Source organism: Catenulispora rubra (genome assembly GCF_015356825.1).
Lineage (GTDB): Bacteria > Actinomycetota > Actinomycetes > Streptomycetales > Catenulisporaceae > Catenulispora > Catenulispora rubra.
This window is the reverse complement of sequence record NZ_JAACYW010000102.1, coordinates 17,011-35,114: the sequence shown is the minus strand read 5'-3', so window position 1 is coordinate 35,114 and position 18,104 is coordinate 17,011. Positions and strand designations below refer to the sequence as shown.

Genomic DNA, 18,104 nt, shown 5'->3' with positions numbered 1-18,104 from the left:
GGCGATGGGGCCGCTGACCGAGGGGGACCCGCGGCGGGTCGGTCCGCATTCGACGGTCGGCCGGCTCGGCGCCGGCGCGCTGGGTCCGCTGTACGGGGGGTACTCCGACGCCGGCCGGCCGGTCGCGGTCCGGGCGCTGCGCCCGGAGCTGCTGGCCGACGCGACGGTCAAGGCGCGGCTCGCGGCGGACGTCGCGGCGGCGCGCACGGTCACGGTGCCCTACGCGGCCCCGGTGCTCGGGGTGGAGCTGGACGGCGAGGCGCCGTGGCTGGCGTCGGCGTTCGTCGCGGGGGTGCCGCTGCCGAAGGCGGTCGCCGACCACGGGCCGCTGCGCGAGCCCGCGCTACTAAGCCTCGCAGCCGGGCTCGCCGAGGCGCTGGCGGCCGTGCACGCCGCCGGCGTGATGCACGGTGATCTGCGGCCGGGCACTGTGCTGCTGACGCCTGAGGGCCCGTGCGTCGTGGACTACGCGCTGGTGCGGGCCTTCGACGGTGCTGCGGGAGAGCTCGGCGTGGCCGGGTTCCTGGCGCCGGAGCAGGCGCTGGGACGGAAGGTGACGCCGGCGGCTGACATGTTCGCGCTGGGCTCGACACTGTTCTTCGCCGCGACCGGCCGTCCGCCGTTCGGCGAGGGGACACAGGACGAGGTGAAGAAGCGGGTCGCGAAGTCCTCACCGGTGCTGGGGAAGCTGCCGGCGGCGCTGCGGGAGCTGATCCGCGGGTGCCTGCAGAAGGACCCGACCGGGCGTGCGCAGCCACAGCAGGTGGTGGAGTACGTGCGGCGGCGGGCGCCGATCCCGTTGGCGGGCGGGTGGTTGCCGCTGGCGCTCGCCGAGGAGGTCCGGGCGGCTGCCGCGGCGGGGTTGGGGTCGGCCGGGGATCCGGATACGAACGCGACGATTGTTGTCGCGCCGAGGGTGCCGCAAGCTTTCGCGGCGCAGCAGGCTGATGGGGGAGTGGCGACGGGGCAGCGGCAGGCCGATGCGGGAGTGGCGTTCGCGGGGGCTCCGCCTGTGCCTGGCGGGCAGATACCTGGGTTTGCGCAGCAGCCTGATTCTGCGGCGGCGTTCTACCAGCAGCCCGGCGCGCCCGGCGGCCAGCCCGCCCCGAGCCGCCGCAACCTCCTCCTCGCGCTGACCGGCGGCGCGGTCGTCGCCGCGGGCGGAACTGCCGCAGCGCTCGGACTCGGCGGCAGCTCCGGCACCACGACCACCGCCGACGCTCGGCCGTCTACCGGTGCTGTCGGCGCAGTGCCGTCCGCAACCAGGCCTTCTGCCTCCGGCTCCGGGTTCACCGCCCGACTCCCGCTCCCGAAGAGTGGGCCGCTCCCGCCGCCGACTGGAGCCGCCGGCACCCTGCAGGGTCCTGACGCCAAGCCCTTCTGGTCGCTCCCCGGCGGCGGGGTCTCCTCGCTCGCGGCCGGCGACGGGGTGCTCGTCGTGTGTGGCGAGTCCGGCGTCTCCGGCTATGACTTCGGGGCCAATCCGAAGTGGGGTCCTGTGCGGGCTTCAGGCGTCCGGGGCTCCGGCAACGGCGTCGTGGACTCCGGTGTCGTCTATCTGATCGTCGCGTCGGACCGGGGCGGCGCCTCCGCCGGAAGTGACCTGCTCGCGCTGGACGTCGAGACCGGAACGCAGAAGTGGCGCGCCGCCACGCCCCAGGGCCCCTGGCTCGACCTCCGGGTCGGCGGGGCGTTGGGCGGCATGGTGTTCGTCGTCGGGACGGCCGGGGGTGTGCCGGTCCTGTGGGCCGTCGATGTCATCAGCGGCCGAAGTCTGTGGCAGAAGAGTGGTGTGGACTTCGCCACGCTGGCGGTGCCGTCGAGCGGCGCGCAGATCCTCACCGCCGGCTCCGGCGATCCGAACACCGCCGGCGCCGTCACCGCCCTGGACATCCGCAGCGGCGACCAGGCGTGGAGCCGTCCGCTGAAGACCTTCGTGGACTACGGCCGCGTCTCGCTCAACAAGATCGCTTCGGCCGGCGACCACTACGTCCTGCTGCTCTCCGACCGGCCGGAAGCCGACACCCTGACCGGCGGCAGCGCCGACGGCGCCCTGAACACGTGGAGCGTCGCGCTCCCGGTGCCGCCCGAGGACGCCGGCAGTATCGCGCTCATCACCTTCCTGCCGGACGCGAACTCCGTCGTCGTCCTCTCCCGCCACGGTGTCTACGCCGCCGACGCGCAGACCGGCCGGCTCCGCTGGCAGTCGCAGGGCACGGAGTCGTTCGCGACCGCCTCCGACGCCGGCGCGCCGCAGTCCGCGGACGGCAATGTCTACGTCCCCGACCAGCAGGGCACCTGGTGGGCCGTGGACTTCGCGACCGGTCGGACGCGCTGGAAGTACACCGTCCCCGGCTTCGACCGGAGTGCGGATCCGGTGTGGATCGCGGTGCCCGGCGGCGTGGTCGTCTCGGCCGGTGGGACGCTGGCGCTGGTCGCGGCGGACGGGTGAACCTGTGACGGTCGCCACATCACGGGCTGTGTCCGGCGCTCCGAGTTAACCCTGACGCCGGGTGCGCGGGCACTGACGGTAAGCAGGAGGATTCCCGACCCCGTACGATGGGTAGGTATCCCCTTCTGCCAAGGAGCGCTCAGGCATGCCCACACGCGACAACATCAGGAACGTGGCGATCGTCGCGCACGTCGACCACGGCAAGACGACGCTGGTCGACGCGATGCTGTGGCAGTCCGGCGCGTTCGGCGAACACCAGCACGTCGACGAGCGCGCCATGGACTCCAACGATCTGGAGCGCGAGAAGGGCATCACCATCCTCGCCAAGAACACCGCGGTGCACTACCGCGGTCCCGACGGGGAGGACGTGATCATCAACATCATCGACACCCCCGGGCACGCCGACTTCGGCGGCGAGGTGGAGCGCGGCCTGTCCATGGTGGACGGCGTGGTGCTGCTGGTGGACGCCTCGGAGGGGCCGCTCCCGCAGACCCGCTTCGTGCTGCGCAAGGCGCTGGCCGCCAAGATGCCGGTGATCCTGCTGATCAACAAGGTGGACCGGCCGGACTCGCGGGTCGACGAGGTCATCGACGAGACCTACGAGCTGTTCATGGACCTGGACGCCACCGAGGAGCAGATCGAGTTCCCGATCGTCTACGCCATCGCCCGCGACGGCAAGGCCACGCTGACCAAGCCGGTGCCCGCCTCGTCCGGCTACGGCCAGGGCGGCGAGCTGGACTCGGAGAACCTGCTGCCGCTGTTCAAGACCATCCTGGAGACCATCCCGGCCCCCTCCTACACCGAGGGCGCGCCGCTGCAGGCGCACGTCACCAACCTGGACGCGTCCAACTTCCTGGGCCGCATCGCGCTGTGCCGGGTGCACCAGGGCGAGATCCGCAAGGGCCAGCAGGTGGCCTGGTGCCGGCACGACGGCACCATCGAGCGGGTCAAGATCACCGAGCTGCTGATGACCGAGGCGCTGGAGCGCAAGCCGGCCGAGTCCGCCGGCCCCGGCGACATCATCGCCATCGCCGGCATCCCGGAGATCATGATCGGCGACACCCTGGCCGACCCGGAGGACCCGCGGCCGCTGCCGCTGATCACCGTGGACGAGCCGGCGATCTCGATGACCGTCGGCACCAACACCTCCCCGCTGGTGGGCCGCGGCCCGACCAAGGGCACCAAGGTCACCGCGCGCCTGGTGAAGGACCGCCTGGAGCGCGAGCTGGTCGGCAACGTCTCGCTGCGGGTGCTGCCCACCGAGCGCCCCGACGCCTGGGAGGTGCAGGGCCGCGGCGAGCTGGCGCTGGCCATCCTGGTGGAGACCATGCGCCGGGAGGGCTTCGAGCTCACCGTCGGCAAGCCCCAGGTGGTCACCAAGACCATCGACGGCAAGCTCAACGAGCCGGTCGAGCGCCTGACCATCGACTGCCCCGAGGAGTTCCTGGGCGCGGTGACCCAGCTGATCCAGGGCAACCGCAAGGGCCGCATGGAGACCATGACGAACCACGGCACCGGCTGGGTCCGCATGGAGTTCGTGGTCCCCTCCCGCGGGCTGATCGGCTTCCGCACCGAGTTCCTGACCCTGACCCGCGGCACCGGCATCGCGCACGCGGTGTTCGAGGGCTACGAGCCCTGGTACGGCGAGCTGCGCACCCGCACCTCCGGCTCGCTGGTGGCCGACCGCGCCGGCGCGGCGACCCCGTTCGCGATGATGAACCTCCAGGAGCGCGGCACGATGTTCGTGCAGCCCACCACCGAGGTCTACGAGGGCATGATCATCGGTGAGAACTCGCGCGCCGACGACATGGACGTGAACATCACCAAGGAGAAGAAGCTCACCAACATGCGGTCGTCCACCTCGGACGTCACCGAGACGCTGATCCCGCCGCGCCAGCTGTCGCTGGAGCAGGCGCTGGAGTTCATCCGCGAGGACGAGTGCGTCGAGGTCACGCCGGACACCGTGCGGATCCGCAAGGTGGAGCTGAACGCGCAGGTGCGCGGGCGCTCGCGGGGCAACGCGGCCAAGGCCAAGGGCTGAGCTTCGGCTGAGCTTCGGGGGCTGACAAGCCTCTGGAACGAAAGAACCAAAGAACCAAGGAACCAAAGAACGGCGGAGCGGCCGCCGCGGGATCTCCTGCGGCGGCCGCTCGGTTTTCATGTCAGCGCCTGCTTCCTTGTGCGGTCTACGGCCCTTGATGGGCTCAGCCTCCGGCGGGACTCGACTGCCCGCTCACGAAAGGCTTCACCTGAAGCTCGCCCTTCTCGCACACCGGCGTCGGGCTGTCGAGCGTGATGTGTGCCCACGCGCTGTCCCCCGGCAGCTGCGCCTGCGCGTGCACCGTCGTCGGCTCGCACTGCCCGTTCTGGGACTCGCCGGGGCCGGGGACGTTCGCCGAGTAGCGCATCTCGGCGTGCACGGAGGCGCCCGGGGCGACCGTGATGGTGGTGACCGCGACCGAGTTGTCCTTCACGACATACGACGGCAGCGTGCGGTCGTTCGAGGCGAGCAGCGAGATGGCGGGGAAGCCGGCGACGGTGCAGCTGCGCGCCGAGGTGTTCTGCAGCGTGAGGTCGGCGGCGACGTGGCCGGCGCCCTGGCTGTCCGGGACCACGCGCCAGGTGCCCGACGGCATCTCGGCCGTGGTGCAGGCCGAGCCGGTGTGCGTGGCCGAGGAGCTGGAGGTCGACGGTGCGGTGGTGGCGGAGCTCGACGCCGTGGAACTGCCGCCGGCGGTGCTGGACGCGGAGCCCGGGGCGGAGCCTCCGGCCGGGTTGGAGCCCGATCCCGACGAGGACGTGGTCCCCGCCGAGCTCGTGGTCCCCACAGTGGATCCGCCGCTGACGGCGCTCTTCGAGGAGGTGCTGGTACATCCGGTCGTCAGGGCGACGGCTCCGAGCGCCCCCGCTGCGACCAAAACGGAAATACGGTTCATGGAACCCAACCTTTCCGGGTGACTACGGCAAGTAGACGCCGAGTAACCCGGCCAGGTTGCCACTAACCCGAATCAACTCATGGTCATCTTCGCGTGACGCCAGGGTCCTGCGAGGCATCGCCTGCCAGAGCCCTGCCAGAGTCCTGCCGGGCATCGCCCCGGCGTCACGTCGGGCCGCGCCTAGCTCCCGGCGAGCGCGCGCTTGAGGAAGTCGACCTGCAGCAGCATCAGGTTCTCCGCGACGACCTCCTGCGGCGTCATGTGCGTCACCCCCGACAGCAGCAGCGTCTCGTGCGGACGCCCCTCGGCCAGCAGCGCCGAGGACAGCCGCAGCGTGTGCGCGACCACCACGTTGTCGTCGGCCAGGCCGTGGATCAGCATCAGCGGCCGGTGCTGCTCCGCCCAGCCGCTGGGCTCGGTGCCGACCACGACCGAGTTGCGGCGGTAGACCTCCGGCTCGGCGTCCGGGTGGCCCAGGTAGCGCTCGGTGTAGCAGGTGTCGTACAGGTGCTGGTCGGTGACCGGCGCGCCGACCACCGCGGCGTGGAACACGTCCGGGCGGCGCAGGGCCGCCAGCGCCGACAGGTAGCCGCCGAAGGACCAGCCACGGATCGCCACCCGGGTCAGGTCCAGGTCGGGGTTCTGCTCGGCCGCCGCCTGCACGGCGTCCACCTGGTCCTGCACCACCGGGCCCGCGAAGTCGCGGTAGATCGCGCGGTCCCACTCCGGCCCGCGGCCCGGCGTGCCGCGGCCGTCCACGACCAGCACCGCGAAGCCCTGGTCGGCCAGCCACTGGGAGCCCAGGTGCATGTTGTGCGAGGCCAGCGCGCGCTGCGCGTGCGGGCCTCCGTAGGGGTCCAGCAGGATCGGCAGCCTGGTCCCCGGCACGTGGCCGGTCGGCAGGACCAGCACGCCGCGCAGCGCCCGCTCGCCGAGCCGGACCAGCGTCGCGTTCAGCTTCAGCGCGGGGGTCTCGGAGACGTTGCGGACCGTGCACAGGTCCTTCGCGTCGCCGTCCTCGTCCAGCCGCATCACGCGGGCGGTGGAACCGGGCTCGGAGAACGACGCCGAGCTGATCACGGCCAGGTCCGCGCCGAACACCGCGGAGTGCACGCCGAACGTCTCAGTGAGCTGACGCACCACGCCGTCCCGCGAGACCAGGAACACGTGCACCTGGGCCGGATCCTCGGCACTGGCGCTGAACTGCACGCCGTGCTCGCCGACCGCCAGCACCGAGCGCACCTGGAGTTCCGGCGGGGTCAGCGGCTCGCCGTCGAGCAGGACGCGGTTCGCGCCCTCCCGGGCCCCGACGGTGACCAGCGCGGCCGAGGGCTCCTCGTCGCCGTCGTCGGCTCCGCTGATCCAGGCGGGGACGCCGGAGACGATGTCCACCCAGCGCGGGTCCGACTCCTCGCCGTGCAGCGTCACCATGCCGGTGTCCGGGTCGAGCAGCGCGTAGGTGACGCGCGTCTGCCCGCGGTTCATCAGGCCCAGCACCGGATCGCCGCCCGCCGACCAGTGGACCGTGGTCAGGTACGGCGAGGAGTCCTCCCACGCCACGTCCACCCGCGAGCCGTCCAGACCGAGCACCACGCCGGAGACCGCCGCGTTGTTCGTCCCGGCCGCCGGGTAGCGCACCGCCGCCGGCTCCTTGCCGGGGTTCGCGGGGTCGGAGATGAACCAGGTCTGGATCGGCGCCTCGTCGGCGCGCTCGGCGAACAGCCGATCGCCCTCCGGGGCCCACCAGTAGCCGCGGAACCGGTCCATCTCCTCGGCCGCGATGAACTCGGCCAGGCCGTAGGTGACGGTGTCCGTCTCCGGCTCGGCCAGCGCACGGTCGTCGGCGCCGTCCAGGCCGATCACCCGCATCGCACCGCCGGCCACGTAGGCCACGTGCGTGCCGGCCGGGTTCGGCCGCGGGTCGGCCACGCCGCCCGGGGTCGGCAGCTCGCGTACGGCCCGCGCCGGGTCCGTTTCTGTGAGGTCGGCCACGAACAGCCGGCCGGACAGCGCGAACGCCACATGCATCAGATCGGCGTCGACCGCGAAGCCGACGATGCCGGCCGCGCCCTGCCGCGAGCGCTCGCGCCGCGCCTTCTCCTCGTCGGTCAGCTCCTCGCCCGCACCGCCGAGCAGCGCGATCGGATCGGCCACCAGCCGCTCTTCGCCGCTGGTCGGATCCAGTACCCACAAACAGGTCGCGGTGTCCGTGCCGTGCTTGCCGCGCAGGAACGCGATCCGCGTGCCGTCCGGGGCGATGCTGAAGGCGCGCGGCACGCCGAGGGTGAAACGCTGGGTCCGGGCCGAATGCCGGGGGAACGAGGGGGTGTCAGCCATGCCGTCATGCTATTCGCCCCGGCGCCGCCGGGCTGTTCCCCGAGCGGCGGGGAAGGTATGCGTACCCTTGCCCTATGACCGCGAACACGACCGCGCAGTCGGCGGGCGCCACGCCCCCCGCGAGCCCCACGGCCGCCCGGCGTCTGCTGCTCGTCCACGCCCATCCGGACGACGAGGTGATCGGCACCGGCGCCACCATGGCCGGCTACGCCGCCGAGGGCGTGCACGTCACGCTGGTCACCTGCACCGCCGGCGAGGAGGGCGAGGTGCTGGTGCCCGAGCTGGAGCACCTGGCCGCCGACCGCGAGGACCGGCTGGCCGACGTGCGGGTGGTGGAGCTGGCGAACGCGATGACCGCGCTCGGCGTGGCCGACCACCGGTTCCTCGGCGGCGTGGGCCGCTACCGGGACTCCGGGATGATGGGGACGCCGGCCAACGACAAGCCGCACGCGTTCTGGCACGCCGACCTCGACGAGGCCGCCGGGCACCTGGTGAAGGTGGTCCGCGAGATCCGGCCGCAGGTGCTGGTCACCTACGACGAGAACGGCGGCTACGGCCACCCCGACCACATCCAGGCCCACCGCGTCGCGATGCGCGCCGCCGAGCTGGCCGCCGACCCGGACTTCGCGCCCGGGCACGGCGCGGCCTGGGAGGTCACGAAGATCTACTGGACCGCGCTGCCGAAGTCGTCCCTGGCCGAGGGCATCCGCCTGCTGAAGGAGGCCGGGGACACCAGCGGTTTCCTGGCCGTGGACTCGGTGGACGAGCTGCCCTTCGGTACCGACGACGCGTTGGTGACCACCGGCATCGACGGCAGCGCGTACATGGAGAACAAGCGCGAGGGCATGCGCGCCTACCCCACGCAGATCTCGATGAAGGAGGGCTTCTTCGCGCTCTCCAACGCGATCGGCATGAACTTCATGGCCCACGAGTTCTACCAGCTGGTCAAGGGCGTCGCCGAGCGCTCGGACAGCGAGTTGGAGAAGGACCTGTTCGCCGGCCTCGGGATCGCGGACGGGGCCGCTGCCGGGGTTTCCCAGGACTGATGGACGTTTCGGGCACAGCGGAGGTCGGCGTGTCGGTGGTCGTGGTGCTGGCCGGTCTGGTCGGCCTGATCGGTCTGGTCGGGGCCGCGTGGCTGGGCACGGAGTCCCCGCGCGGGCGCGCGCTGGTGCTCTCCGGGCTCGGCGGGGCCGGGGCCGTGGTCGGGCTGATCGGCTCGATGATCCAGGGCTACACCGTGCGCGTCGGCGGCTCCGGCCCGCGCTTGCTGGACGCCGGGGACCCGACCTCCGCCTCCCAGGGCGGCTCCGGCGGCTTCGCGTTCCCGCTCGGCTCGCTCATCGGCCTGGTGTTGTTGAGCGCGCTGCTGTTGGTCGGCGGGGCGCTGCTGCGCGCCCCGCGCGCCGTGGGGATCCCGGTCGCCGGCTGGCTGCTGGTCGTCGCGACGCTGATGTTCGGCGTCGGCAACAGCGGCACCGTGATCCTGGCCAACACCTCTTCGGCGCAGATCTTCGTTTACGGCGGCCTTGTCATCGCCTTCGGAATCGCGGTGCTGGTGTTCCAGTGGCAGCTGACCGACCGGCTCGCCGAGAAGACCGCCGGCCGCTCGCGCTGAGCCTCTGAGCGTTCGCTCTGTCGCAAAACCGTCAAATCCGGCTTTTCGGGGACCGGACTTGAGGCGGAATCCTCCTCGCTCGATCGAGTGAAGCCTCGCCGGATTCCGGCGGGTCAGCGCCGCAAGGCCGTGGCAATGTCACCCGTACGCCCCTGTGACCACCGCTGATCACAGTACTGTGATCGGAGCAACACTCTCGGTGGCCGGTGGCGCGCTGCTAGATGGCACAGCTAGTAGGCCCTGCCCGATGGCCCTGCGCGACCGACCTTGACAGAGGCGACCGATTTTGAACGACGAGTTTCCCCGACGCCAGGCAGACGACGTTGATCCGGACCGGCAGCCCGACTACGGGTTCGGCGGTGCGCCGCTGTTCCGCGACGAGGTCCCGCCGCCGGCCGAGCCCGCGTTCGGGGCCGGCCCGGCCTCGGTGCCCGGCCCCGGTGCGACCGGGTTCCATGACGCCTCCCTGTTCCGCGACGGGGCCGAGCCGGTCGCCGGGCAGGCGCACGGCCTGGACTACGGCGGCGGGGGCGACTACGGGACCGGGATCATGTCCGGCTTCGGCGGCGGTGCCGACACGCTGAGCAGTTCCGGTGGTTTCCCGGCGCAGCGCTTCGCCGGTCCCGGCGACGTGGCCGACGTGGCCGACACGGCTGGCACGGCTGGCACGGCCGGCCGGGAAGCGTTCTCGCACGCGGGCCCGAACGCCTTCAGCGGTGGTGCGGCGGCCGGCGGTGCTGGCGGTGCTGGCGGCGGCGCCAGTGGTGGAGAGCCGGAATGGGGCCCGAGCGAGGGCCCGCTGCGCGTGGTGCCCGCGGATCAGGCCAGCGCGCTGCTGCGCATCAAGCTGCCGGACGCCCCGCCGGTCCCGTCGACCACGCTGCGCGGCGACGCCGCGATCGAGGAGGTCGTCGAGGCCTCGCAGATGCTGCACCGGGTGAGCCCGGCCAAGGCGACCGCGCTGCCCGGCGACGTGCTGGCGCTGACCACCGCGACGATGGTGGTGCCGATGCCGGGCGCCGCGTTCGGCGGGGTGCGGGCCGTGCCGCGTTCGGCGCGGCTCACCGCGTCGGTGCCGCCGGACCTCGCCAGCCGGGCCGAGGCGGACCTGCTGTCGGACACGGTCGAGCAGTTCTTCGGGGACTTCGACGCCATCGGGCGCGAGTTGGAGGCGCAGCGCGCGAGCGGCGTTCAGGCCGCCGCGGCGGCGACTGTGCCCACGCAGAGCGGGGAAGCGGCCGGAGCCGCAGCGTCGCAGCCGGCGACGCTGCCGAACCAGTACGGCCCCAGTGCTCCGCCCGGGGGCCGCTACGGCGTGCCGACGCAGGTTCCCGGCTACGAAGCCGCGCGCCGGAGCCCGGTCGGGATGCGCTACCTCGGCGGCATCTTCCACGACTCGTCCGGGGAGTCCTCGTTCTACGACCCGTCGACCGAGTCGCTGGTCCCGATGGGGGCCGCGGCGATTTCGGCGTCGGACTTCCGGCGGACCGCGCCGGCGGTCGCGCGGCCGGTTCCGCCGCCGCGGATCGGGGCGCAGGCCAAGCCCGCGCCGCGCACCGCGGCCATGCCCGCCCCGACGCGCGGCGGCCACACCGGCTACACCCAGTACGCCGACGGTGCCGACGACACCAAGGTGCTGTCCAAGGTGCTGCCGAAGGAGCACTGGTCCGACCACCACCCGGACCACCACCGCTCCCGGCGCGGCCGTCGGCGCGGCCGGGTGGCGCTGGTTTCCGCGCTGTCCGTGACCCTCGCATGCGGCGCGCTGTACGGCGCCGCGCTCGCCTTCGAAGGCCAGGTGCCCAAGGGCACGGTCGTGGACGGCGTCGCCATCGGCGGCATGACGCGCACCGCCGCCGAGGCCAAGCTGTCCGCGGCCCTCGGCTCGACGCTGAACGCGCCGTTGCGCCTCACCGCCGACGGCACCACGTTCCAGCTCGCGCCGGACCAGTCGGGGCTGCACATCGACTACGCCGGAACGGTCGCAGCGGCCGCCTCGGGGCGCTCCGACCCGACGGTGGCCATCCCGGCGCTCGCCGGTAGCGGTCGCGAGGTTCCCTTACAGGTGAGTGTCGACCGCACGGCGCTGAAGACCGCGCTGACCAACCTCACGACCGGCTTCGACAAGCCGATGGTGGACGGCAGCGTGGTCTTCCCCGGCGGCGTCCCGACGCCGATCGCCCCGCGTCCCGGTCGGCAGATCGACGTCGACGTGGCGGTCGACGCGGTGGTCTCGGCGTTCGACAACGGCGTGTCCTCGGTGCACCTGGCGAGCATGGCGCCGGCAGCCCCACTGCCGACTGCTCCGGTGGCATATGCGATGGCGCCTGCGAAGACTGAGCTTTCGCCGACGCATCACACCGCCACATCTCGGGTGAAACAGTCCCCTGCGACTCCTTCCTCACCCTCGTCCACACCTTCCGCGCCGGTTTCCCCGAGCGGGACTGCCGGCATGCCGACAGGCAGCGCGCCGGCCGGCCCGATCCCCGCAGCACCGGCGCCGGCGATCCCCGCCCCGGCCGCTGTCCCAGCCTCTGCCCCGTTCACCGGCTTCCCGGCCCCGCCGGTCGCGCTGGCCGTCCACGACATTCAGCCCACTGTCACGCCGGCCGCCGTCGCGCAGGCCATGCAGGACTTCGCGCGGCCCGCGATGTCCGGCTCGGTGGTGCTGATCACCGGGAGCGTCCACACCGTCCTGAAGCCCGCGATCCTGGGCCGCCACCTGGCGATCGAGCCGGACGGCCACGGCGGCCTGACCCCGAAGCTCGACGGCGTCGGCATCCGGGCCGAACTCGACCACGACGCGCTGGCCAAGCTGGAGCAGGCGCCGACCGACGCCTCGTTCACGGTCTCCGGCGGGAAGCCGGTCCTGGTCCCGGGCAAGAACGGCCTCGGCTACGCCCCCGAGGCGATCCAGAGCGCGGTCCTGCCGGTGCTGACGAAGGCCTCCTCGGCGCAGCGCATCGCGACGGTGCCGATCGGTCCGCTGCCGCCGGCCTTCACCACCGAGGCCGCGCAGGCGCTCGGTGTGCACGACGTGATGGGCCTGTACACCGCGCCGTTCAGCCCCACCACGCAGCGCACGGCCAACGTCAAGCGCGCCGCCGACCTGGTGCGCGGCCAGATCCTCCAGCCGGGCCAGGTGTTCAGCCTGAACCAGATCCTCGGCGCGCGCACGACGGCGAACGGCTTCCTCCCCGCCGCTCAGTCCGGGACCTCAACCCCGGCGCAGGACGTCGGCGCGGGCACCTCCCTGGTCGCCACCGCGCTGTACAACGCCGAATACCTGGCCGGGCTCAAGGATGTGGAGCACCACCCGCACGCGACCGTGACCGACCACTTCCCGCCCGGGATGGAGGCCGCGATGGTGTACCCGGACGTGGATCTGAAGTTCCAGAACGATTCCGGCGCGCCTGTCTACCTCTGGACGAGCTCCACGGAGAACGCGGTGACCGTCGCAGTGCTCGGACAGAAGGCGTACGACTCGGTCCAGACCGAGACCTCGCCGCACTACGCGCTGGTGCAGCCGAAGACCACGTACTCCTCGGCCGAGCCATGCGTCGCCGGCGACGGCGTCCCCGGGTTCCAGGTCGACGTCACCCGCACCCTCACCAAGAGCGGCCAGGACCCGATCCGCCAGGTGTTCCACAGCTCCTACGCCGCGCAGGACAAGGTGATCTGCGGCGCGCCGGGCAGCAACGGCGCCTCGGCGGCCAACGGCGCCACGGTCGGCACCCCCACCGGAACGCCGACCGGCGGCGCCGCGACCCCGCAGTCCTCCGCCACCGCGACGCAGGGCACCGCCAGCAGCCCGAACGCCCCCAGCCCGACCGGCGGCGCGGGGTCCGGCACGCCGGTCGAAACCCCGGCTTCGAGTGCTTCGGACGGTTCGCTGTTGGGCGGCTTGCTGGGGGCGCCGTCATCGCGGCACTGACGGTATGTGGTGATGTGGCGCGCAGTTCTACTGAGGTTTCTCAATTCTTTGCGACGACGTCCACGCAGCAGGAGACGAACTCCTGGACCGCCAGATCGGCGTCCTCACCGACCCGCCACGCGACCGCGACCGTGCTCGCGCTGATCCCGTCGACCGGCCGGAACACCAGGCCCGGCCGCGGGTAGAAGCGCGAGGCCGACTCCGGGGCCAGGGCCACGCCGTCGCCGTTGCCGATCGCGGCGAGCCATTCGTCGGGCTGGGTCACGACCGCGCCGATGCGGACCGGCGTTCCTCCCGGTCCGGTGACGTCTTCGCCGCCGAGCCAGTACTCGCGCCAGGCGCCGGTGCGCGCCGGTGCCGCGACGAACGCCTCGTCGCGCAGGTCGGCCGCGGCGATCCGGGCGCGTCCGGCCAGCCGGTGGCCGGCGGACAGGATCACACAGCGTGGTTCGCTGAGCAGCTCCCTGATATGTAAACCCGCAGTGTCCGGCACCGGAAGCCGCAGGATCGCGGCCTCCACCAGACCGTCGGCCAGTCCCGCGCTCGGATCGCCCCAGTCCGCCTGCCGCATGCGGATCTTCCAGCCGGGACGCCGGCGCGCGAACTCGGCGACGATCTCCGGGGTGGCCTCGTTCGCGGCCGCTGCGAGGAAACCCACATGCAGTGTTTTCTCTGACATGCGTGCGGCTGCTTGGGTCTTGCGGATTGCAATATCCCACTCACTCAGCAGAGTTGGGACGCGGGCGGCGAGCGCGCGCCCCGCCGCCGTCAGGGTCATTCCGGCGCGGGATCGGGTGAACAGTTTCACGTCCAGCTGCGCCTCCAGCTGTCGGATCTGCTTCGTCAGCGCAGGTTGGGACACGTAGAGCCGCTGCGCGGCCCGGGTCAGCGTGCCCTCCTCGGCGACGGCCGCGAAGTACCGCAGCAGCCGGGTGTCCACATCCATGCCACCAGGTTATAGAAGCAGGTATTGGCGCTGTATCCGGTGGCCTGTCGAGGCTGGAGGCATGACCATCGTGTATGTCCTCGTCCTGGCCCTCACCATCCTCGCCAACGCCTTCGAGGGGGTCGCGGGCCTGGTCGGGGCGGCTTTCATGAAGCAGAACGCCGAACAGGTCGGCGTGCCGTTCTCCTGGCTCCCGATCCTCGGCCTGCTCAAGGGGGCCGGCGCCGTCGGATTGCTGTTCGGCCTGGTCGGAGTGCGTGCGCTCGGGATCGCCGCCGCGGTCGGGCTGGTGTTGTTCTTCGTCGGGGCGCTCGTCGCGCACGTCCGTGCTCGGGTCTTCCACAACATCGCCTTCCCCGCCGCGTTCGAGGCGTTCGCGATCGCTTCGCTGGTGCTGCTGATCACTCACTGAAACGACCGGACTGTAACGGTTGACATGGGCCGAACATCGGACGGAGGTGAACCAGTCGCCCGACGGTGCCGTTGTCAACATAAATGAGGGCTCTTAGGATCCGGCTATGGGGACGGCCGGCGGTGGATTCACAGCGGATTCCGGGGGGAACCGATGGCAGGGCGGGTTTCGTCGTGCGCACGCACGGCTCGGAGGGGGTCTTGTCCGATATCGCCGCCCATCCTCGGATCAAACCTCTGATCTCGCCGCCGTCGCCGCGGCCAACGCCGCCGTCCTCGTCCCCGGTTCGGGTGCCCGTCCCGGACCTCTCCCCACGGCCCGTCCCCGCGCCGGCGCCCGCGACGGCGCAGGCCCGTCGGCGGCCGCCCGCCCGCGTCCCGGCGCGCGGGGCAAGGAAGGCGGCCCCGTATGACCAAAATCCTGCACGTCATCACCGGCCTGGCCTCCGGCGGCGCTGAGCGCCAGCTGGCCACGCTGTTACAGCACCTGCCCGAAGAGTGCGAGGTGGCGTGCCTGACCGAGGGCGGCCGCGTCGGGGAGCGGATCCGGGCCGACGGGTTCCGGGTGCACGACCTGCGCATGCCGTCCAACCGCGACATGGCGTCGTTGATGCACCTGGTGAAGCTGGTCCGCGACGGCGGCTTCGACATCGTGCACACCCATCTGTACCGGGCCCACCTGTACGGCCGGCTGGCCGCGCGGATGGCCGGGGTACGCGCCATCGTCGCCACCGAGCACTCGTTGGGCAGGGAGCTCATCGAGGGGAAGCCGAAGGACCGGCTCGGCGTCCGGGCCATGTACCGGGCCTCCGAGCGCATGGGCCGGGTGACGATAGCGGTCTCGCAGGCCGTCGCGGACTACCTGCGGGCCTGGCGGATCGAGCGGGTCGAGGTGATAGAGAACGGCATCGACATCCGCGAGTTCCGCTTCGATCCGAACGCGCGCACCCTGGTGCGCAAGATCCTCGGCATCGACTCCGGCGCCTTCGTGATCGGCGGTGTCGGCCGGCTGGACCCGGACAAGCACTTCGAGGTGCTGATCGAGGCGGCCGGCCGGATCGACGGCGCGATCGCGCTGATCGTCGGGGCCGGCCCGGACCGCGCGCGGCTGCAGCGGCTGGCGCACGAGTGGATGCCCGGCCGCGTGCACTTCACCGGGGACGTCGGCGGCGGGATGCTGGAGATCAAGGACCTGTTGTCGGCGATGGACGTGTTCGCCTCGCCCTCGCCGTCGGAGACCTTCGGGCTGGCCCCGCTGGAGGCTGTGGCCTGCGGGCTGCCGGCCGTCTACTCTGACTCCCCCGCGCTGGACGGACTGTCGGGCCTCGGGGACCGCGCCGCCCGGGTGCCGTCGCGGCCGGACGCGTTCGTCGCCGCGCTGCGCGAGGCGGCGGACCTGACGCCGGTGGACCGCTCGGCACCGCCCGGCGCGCTGGAGCGGTACGCGGTCGCCGAGCAGGCCGCGCATGTCAGTGAGTTGTACCGATCGGTGCTGGCCGGATAGCCGTCGCGGGCGTCCGGTGCCGGTCTCGTGCCGATCGTCACCGGGCGCCCGGCGCGGTTCTCAGTGTGGTTCTCTGTGCGGTTCTCACCCCTTGGGCCATGACAGCTGTCATGCCGATTTCACGAGCTTCCACAATGGTTGCGGCCCTGGTCACGGTGGTGTCATGGATCTCGAACGGGGAGACGTGAGACCCGCACACACCACTGAGGACACTGGGGACGACTGAGATGCCACGAGACACTCGAAGCCCGGACGGGGCGGTAGTCGAGTTCGAGAACGTGAGCAAGACCTTCCACTCGCCCAAGGGGCCGGTGCACGCCGTCAACCACCTGACGATGGCGTTGCAGCCCGGCCAGACCATCGCCTTCCTCGGCCCGAACGGCGCCGGGAAGTCCACCTCGCTGAACATGCTGCTCGGGCTGAGCCGGCCCGACTCCGGCAGGGTGGCGCTGTTCGGCGGCACCGCAGCCGACGCCATCAAGCACGGCATGGTCGGGGCGATGCTCCAGTCCGGCGGCCTGATGAGCGACGTGACGGTGCGCGAGCAGGTCGAGCTGTGGGCGAAGCTGCACCCGCGGCCGATCCCGGTCGCCGACGCGTTGAAGCGGGCGAACATCGCCGACCTGGCCGACCGGCGGGTGGACAAGCTGTCCGGCGGGCAGCAGCAGCGCGTGCAGTTCGCGATGGCGATCATCGGCGACAGCCCGCTGATCGTCCTGGACGAGCCCACGACCGGGATGGACGTGGAGAACCGCCAGGCGTTCTGGGCGACCATGCGCGAGCGCGCCTACGAGGGCAAGACGGTGCTGTTCGCCACGCACTACCTGGAAGAGGCGGACCAGTTCGCCGAGCGCGTCATCGTCATCAACAAGGGCCGGCTGCTCGCCGACGGCTCGGCGGCCGAGATCAAGGCCAGCGCCGGTGCCAAGCGGCTGTCGTTCCGGCTGCCCGGCGTGCCGGACGCGGTGCTGCACCGGCTGCCGAACCTGGTGCACGTGGAGCGGCAGGCGGACATCGTGCGGCTCCAGTCCTCCGACTCCGACGCGACGCTGTACGCGCTGCTGGACGCCGGATATCGGCCGGCCGAGATCGAGATCCAGGCGCTGGGTCTGGAGCAGGCTTTCTTGGCGATCACCGCCGAGGACAACTCTGTCGGGGACACCGACACTGCGACTATGGAGGCGGCGCGATGAGTGCCACGCTGACGCTCACCAAGCTGGACGTGATGCGGGTGATCCGCAACGGCCGCTACCTGATCTTCGCGATCGCGATGCCGGCGGCGCTGTACCTGATCGTCGGCAAGCAGACCACGCAGGCCGACGGGGTCGACTTCAAGGCCTATTACATGCTGGCGATGGCCACGTACGGCGCGTTCGCCGGGGCCCTGATGAACAACTCCATCCGGATCGCCACCGAGCGCAAGTCCGGCTGGACCCGGCAGCTGCGGCTGACGCCGCTCCCGGGGTGGGGGTACGTCTTCGCCAAGGTGGTCACCTCGCTGGCCACGACCATCCCGTCGGTGCTGGTGGTGTTCGGGATCGGCGCGTTCCTGAACCACGTGGAGATGCCGGCCTGGAAGTGGGTCGTGAACGCCCTGGTGCTGTGGATCGCGTCGATGACCTTCGTCTCGCTGGCGGTGGCGATCGGCTACCGGTTCGACCCGGAGACCGCGCAGCCGGCCGTGATGCTGGTGTTCTTCCCGATGGCGATCCTGGGCGGCCTGTGGTTCCCGCTCGGCGGCACGCTCGAGAAGATCGGCAAGTGGTTCCCGACGTACCAGGCGCACAAGCTGGGGACGGACATCATCAGCAGCGGCAAGGTCTCGGCGACCTCGATCGCGGTGGTGCTCGGCTGGGGCGTGCTCTTCGCCCTGCTGGCGGTCTTCTCGTACCGGTCGGCGAAGGAACAGTGATGTGACCGGCGGGGTCCCCGGTCCCGGTCTGCCGACTCGCTGACCGGCTGACCG

The 18,104-nt window shown here is 71.8% G+C and carries 13 protein-coding genes; 10 read left to right on the top strand and 3 right to left on the bottom strand.

The window, feature by feature from the left end; genetic code table 11:
- Together GWK61_RS25975 and typA are read left to right on the top strand one after the other, a co-directional pair.
- On the top strand, positions 1-2,452 hold a 2,452-nt coding region (locus GWK61_RS25975; protein ID WP_194912125.1), incomplete at its 5' end, for a protein kinase domain-containing protein.
- 145 nt (positions 2,453-2,597) lie between these two features.
- On the top strand, positions 2,598-4,493 hold the full coding sequence (typA, locus tag GWK61_RS25970; RefSeq protein WP_194912124.1) for a translational GTPase TypA: 1,896 nt from the start codon (positions 2,598-2,600) through the stop codon (positions 4,491-4,493).
- Positions 4,494-4,656: 163 nt separating this feature from the next.
- Here the strand turns inward: typA and GWK61_RS25965 are convergent, their stop codons facing one another.
- Positions 4,657-5,088, bottom strand: coding sequence for a DUF4232 domain-containing protein (locus GWK61_RS25965; RefSeq protein ID WP_194912122.1), 432 nt, complete (start codon positions 5,086-5,088; stop codon positions 4,657-4,659).
- Here GWK61_RS25965 and GWK61_RS25960 point away from each other — a divergent pair.
- Positions 5,075-5,410: a hypothetical protein gene (locus tag GWK61_RS25960; RefSeq protein WP_194912120.1), complete on the top strand. Its 336-nt coding sequence runs from the start codon at positions 5,075-5,077 to the stop codon at positions 5,408-5,410. The two genes, GWK61_RS25965 and GWK61_RS25960, sit on opposite strands and share 14 nt — an antisense overlap.
- Positions 5,411-5,568: 158 nt before the next feature.
- On the opposite strand, the gene GWK61_RS25955 is transcribed toward GWK61_RS25960, so the two are convergent.
- Positions 5,569-7,725: a S9 family peptidase gene (locus tag GWK61_RS25955; RefSeq protein ID WP_194912119.1), complete on the bottom strand. Its 2,157-nt coding sequence runs from the start codon at positions 7,723-7,725 to the stop codon at positions 5,569-5,571.
- A 74-nt stretch (positions 7,726-7,799) separates the two neighbouring features.
- Between GWK61_RS25955 and mshB the strand changes: the two genes are divergently transcribed.
- The 3 genes from mshB to GWK61_RS25940 all read left to right on the top strand — a co-directional run bounded on the left by mshB (position 7,800) and on the right by GWK61_RS25940 (position 13,277).
- Complete coding sequence (mshB, locus tag GWK61_RS25950; protein ID WP_194912117.1) at positions 7,800-8,771, top strand: N-acetyl-1-D-myo-inositol-2-amino-2-deoxy-alpha-D-glucopyranoside deacetylase; 972 nt, start codon at positions 7,800-7,802, stop codon at positions 8,769-8,771.
- Positions 8,771-9,343, top strand: a complete 573-nt coding sequence (locus tag GWK61_RS25945; protein WP_194912115.1) for a hypothetical protein — start codon at positions 8,771-8,773, stop codon at positions 9,341-9,343. Before mshB ends, GWK61_RS25945 begins: the two co-directional genes overlap by 1 nt.
- 286 nt (positions 9,344-9,629) lie before the next feature.
- Positions 9,630-13,277 (top strand): VanW family protein, encoded by a 3,648-nt coding sequence (locus GWK61_RS25940; RefSeq protein WP_194912114.1) that lies wholly within the window; start codon positions 9,630-9,632, stop codon positions 13,275-13,277.
- 40 nt (positions 13,278-13,317) lie between these two features.
- On the opposite strand, the gene GWK61_RS25935 is transcribed toward GWK61_RS25940, so the two are convergent.
- On the bottom strand, positions 13,318-14,223 hold the full coding sequence (locus GWK61_RS25935; RefSeq protein WP_194912112.1) for a LysR family transcriptional regulator: 906 nt from the start codon (positions 14,221-14,223) through the stop codon (positions 13,318-13,320).
- A 61-nt stretch (positions 14,224-14,284) separates the two neighbouring features.
- Between GWK61_RS25935 and GWK61_RS25930 the strand changes: the two genes are divergently transcribed.
- The 4 genes from GWK61_RS25930 (at position 14,285) to GWK61_RS25915 (ending at position 18,050) form a co-directional block, all read left to right on the top strand.
- On the top strand, positions 14,285-14,635 hold the full coding sequence (locus GWK61_RS25930; protein ID WP_194912110.1) for a DoxX family protein: 351 nt from the start codon (positions 14,285-14,287) through the stop codon (positions 14,633-14,635).
- Between the two features lie 408 nt (positions 14,636-15,043).
- Entirely contained in the window at positions 15,044-16,138 is a 1,095-nt protein-coding gene (locus GWK61_RS25925) for a glycosyltransferase (RefSeq protein WP_194912108.1), read from the top strand.
- A gap of 227 nt (positions 16,139-16,365) precedes the next feature.
- Positions 16,366-17,331 (top strand): ABC transporter ATP-binding protein, encoded by a 966-nt coding sequence (locus GWK61_RS25920; protein WP_194912107.1) that lies wholly within the window; start codon positions 16,366-16,368, stop codon positions 17,329-17,331.
- A complete protein-coding gene (locus GWK61_RS25915) occupies positions 17,328-18,050 on the top strand; it encodes an ABC transporter permease (protein WP_194912105.1) in 723 nt (240 codons plus the stop codon). Before GWK61_RS25920 ends, GWK61_RS25915 begins: the two co-directional genes overlap by 4 nt.
- Positions 18,051-18,104: the final 54 nt, after the last annotated feature.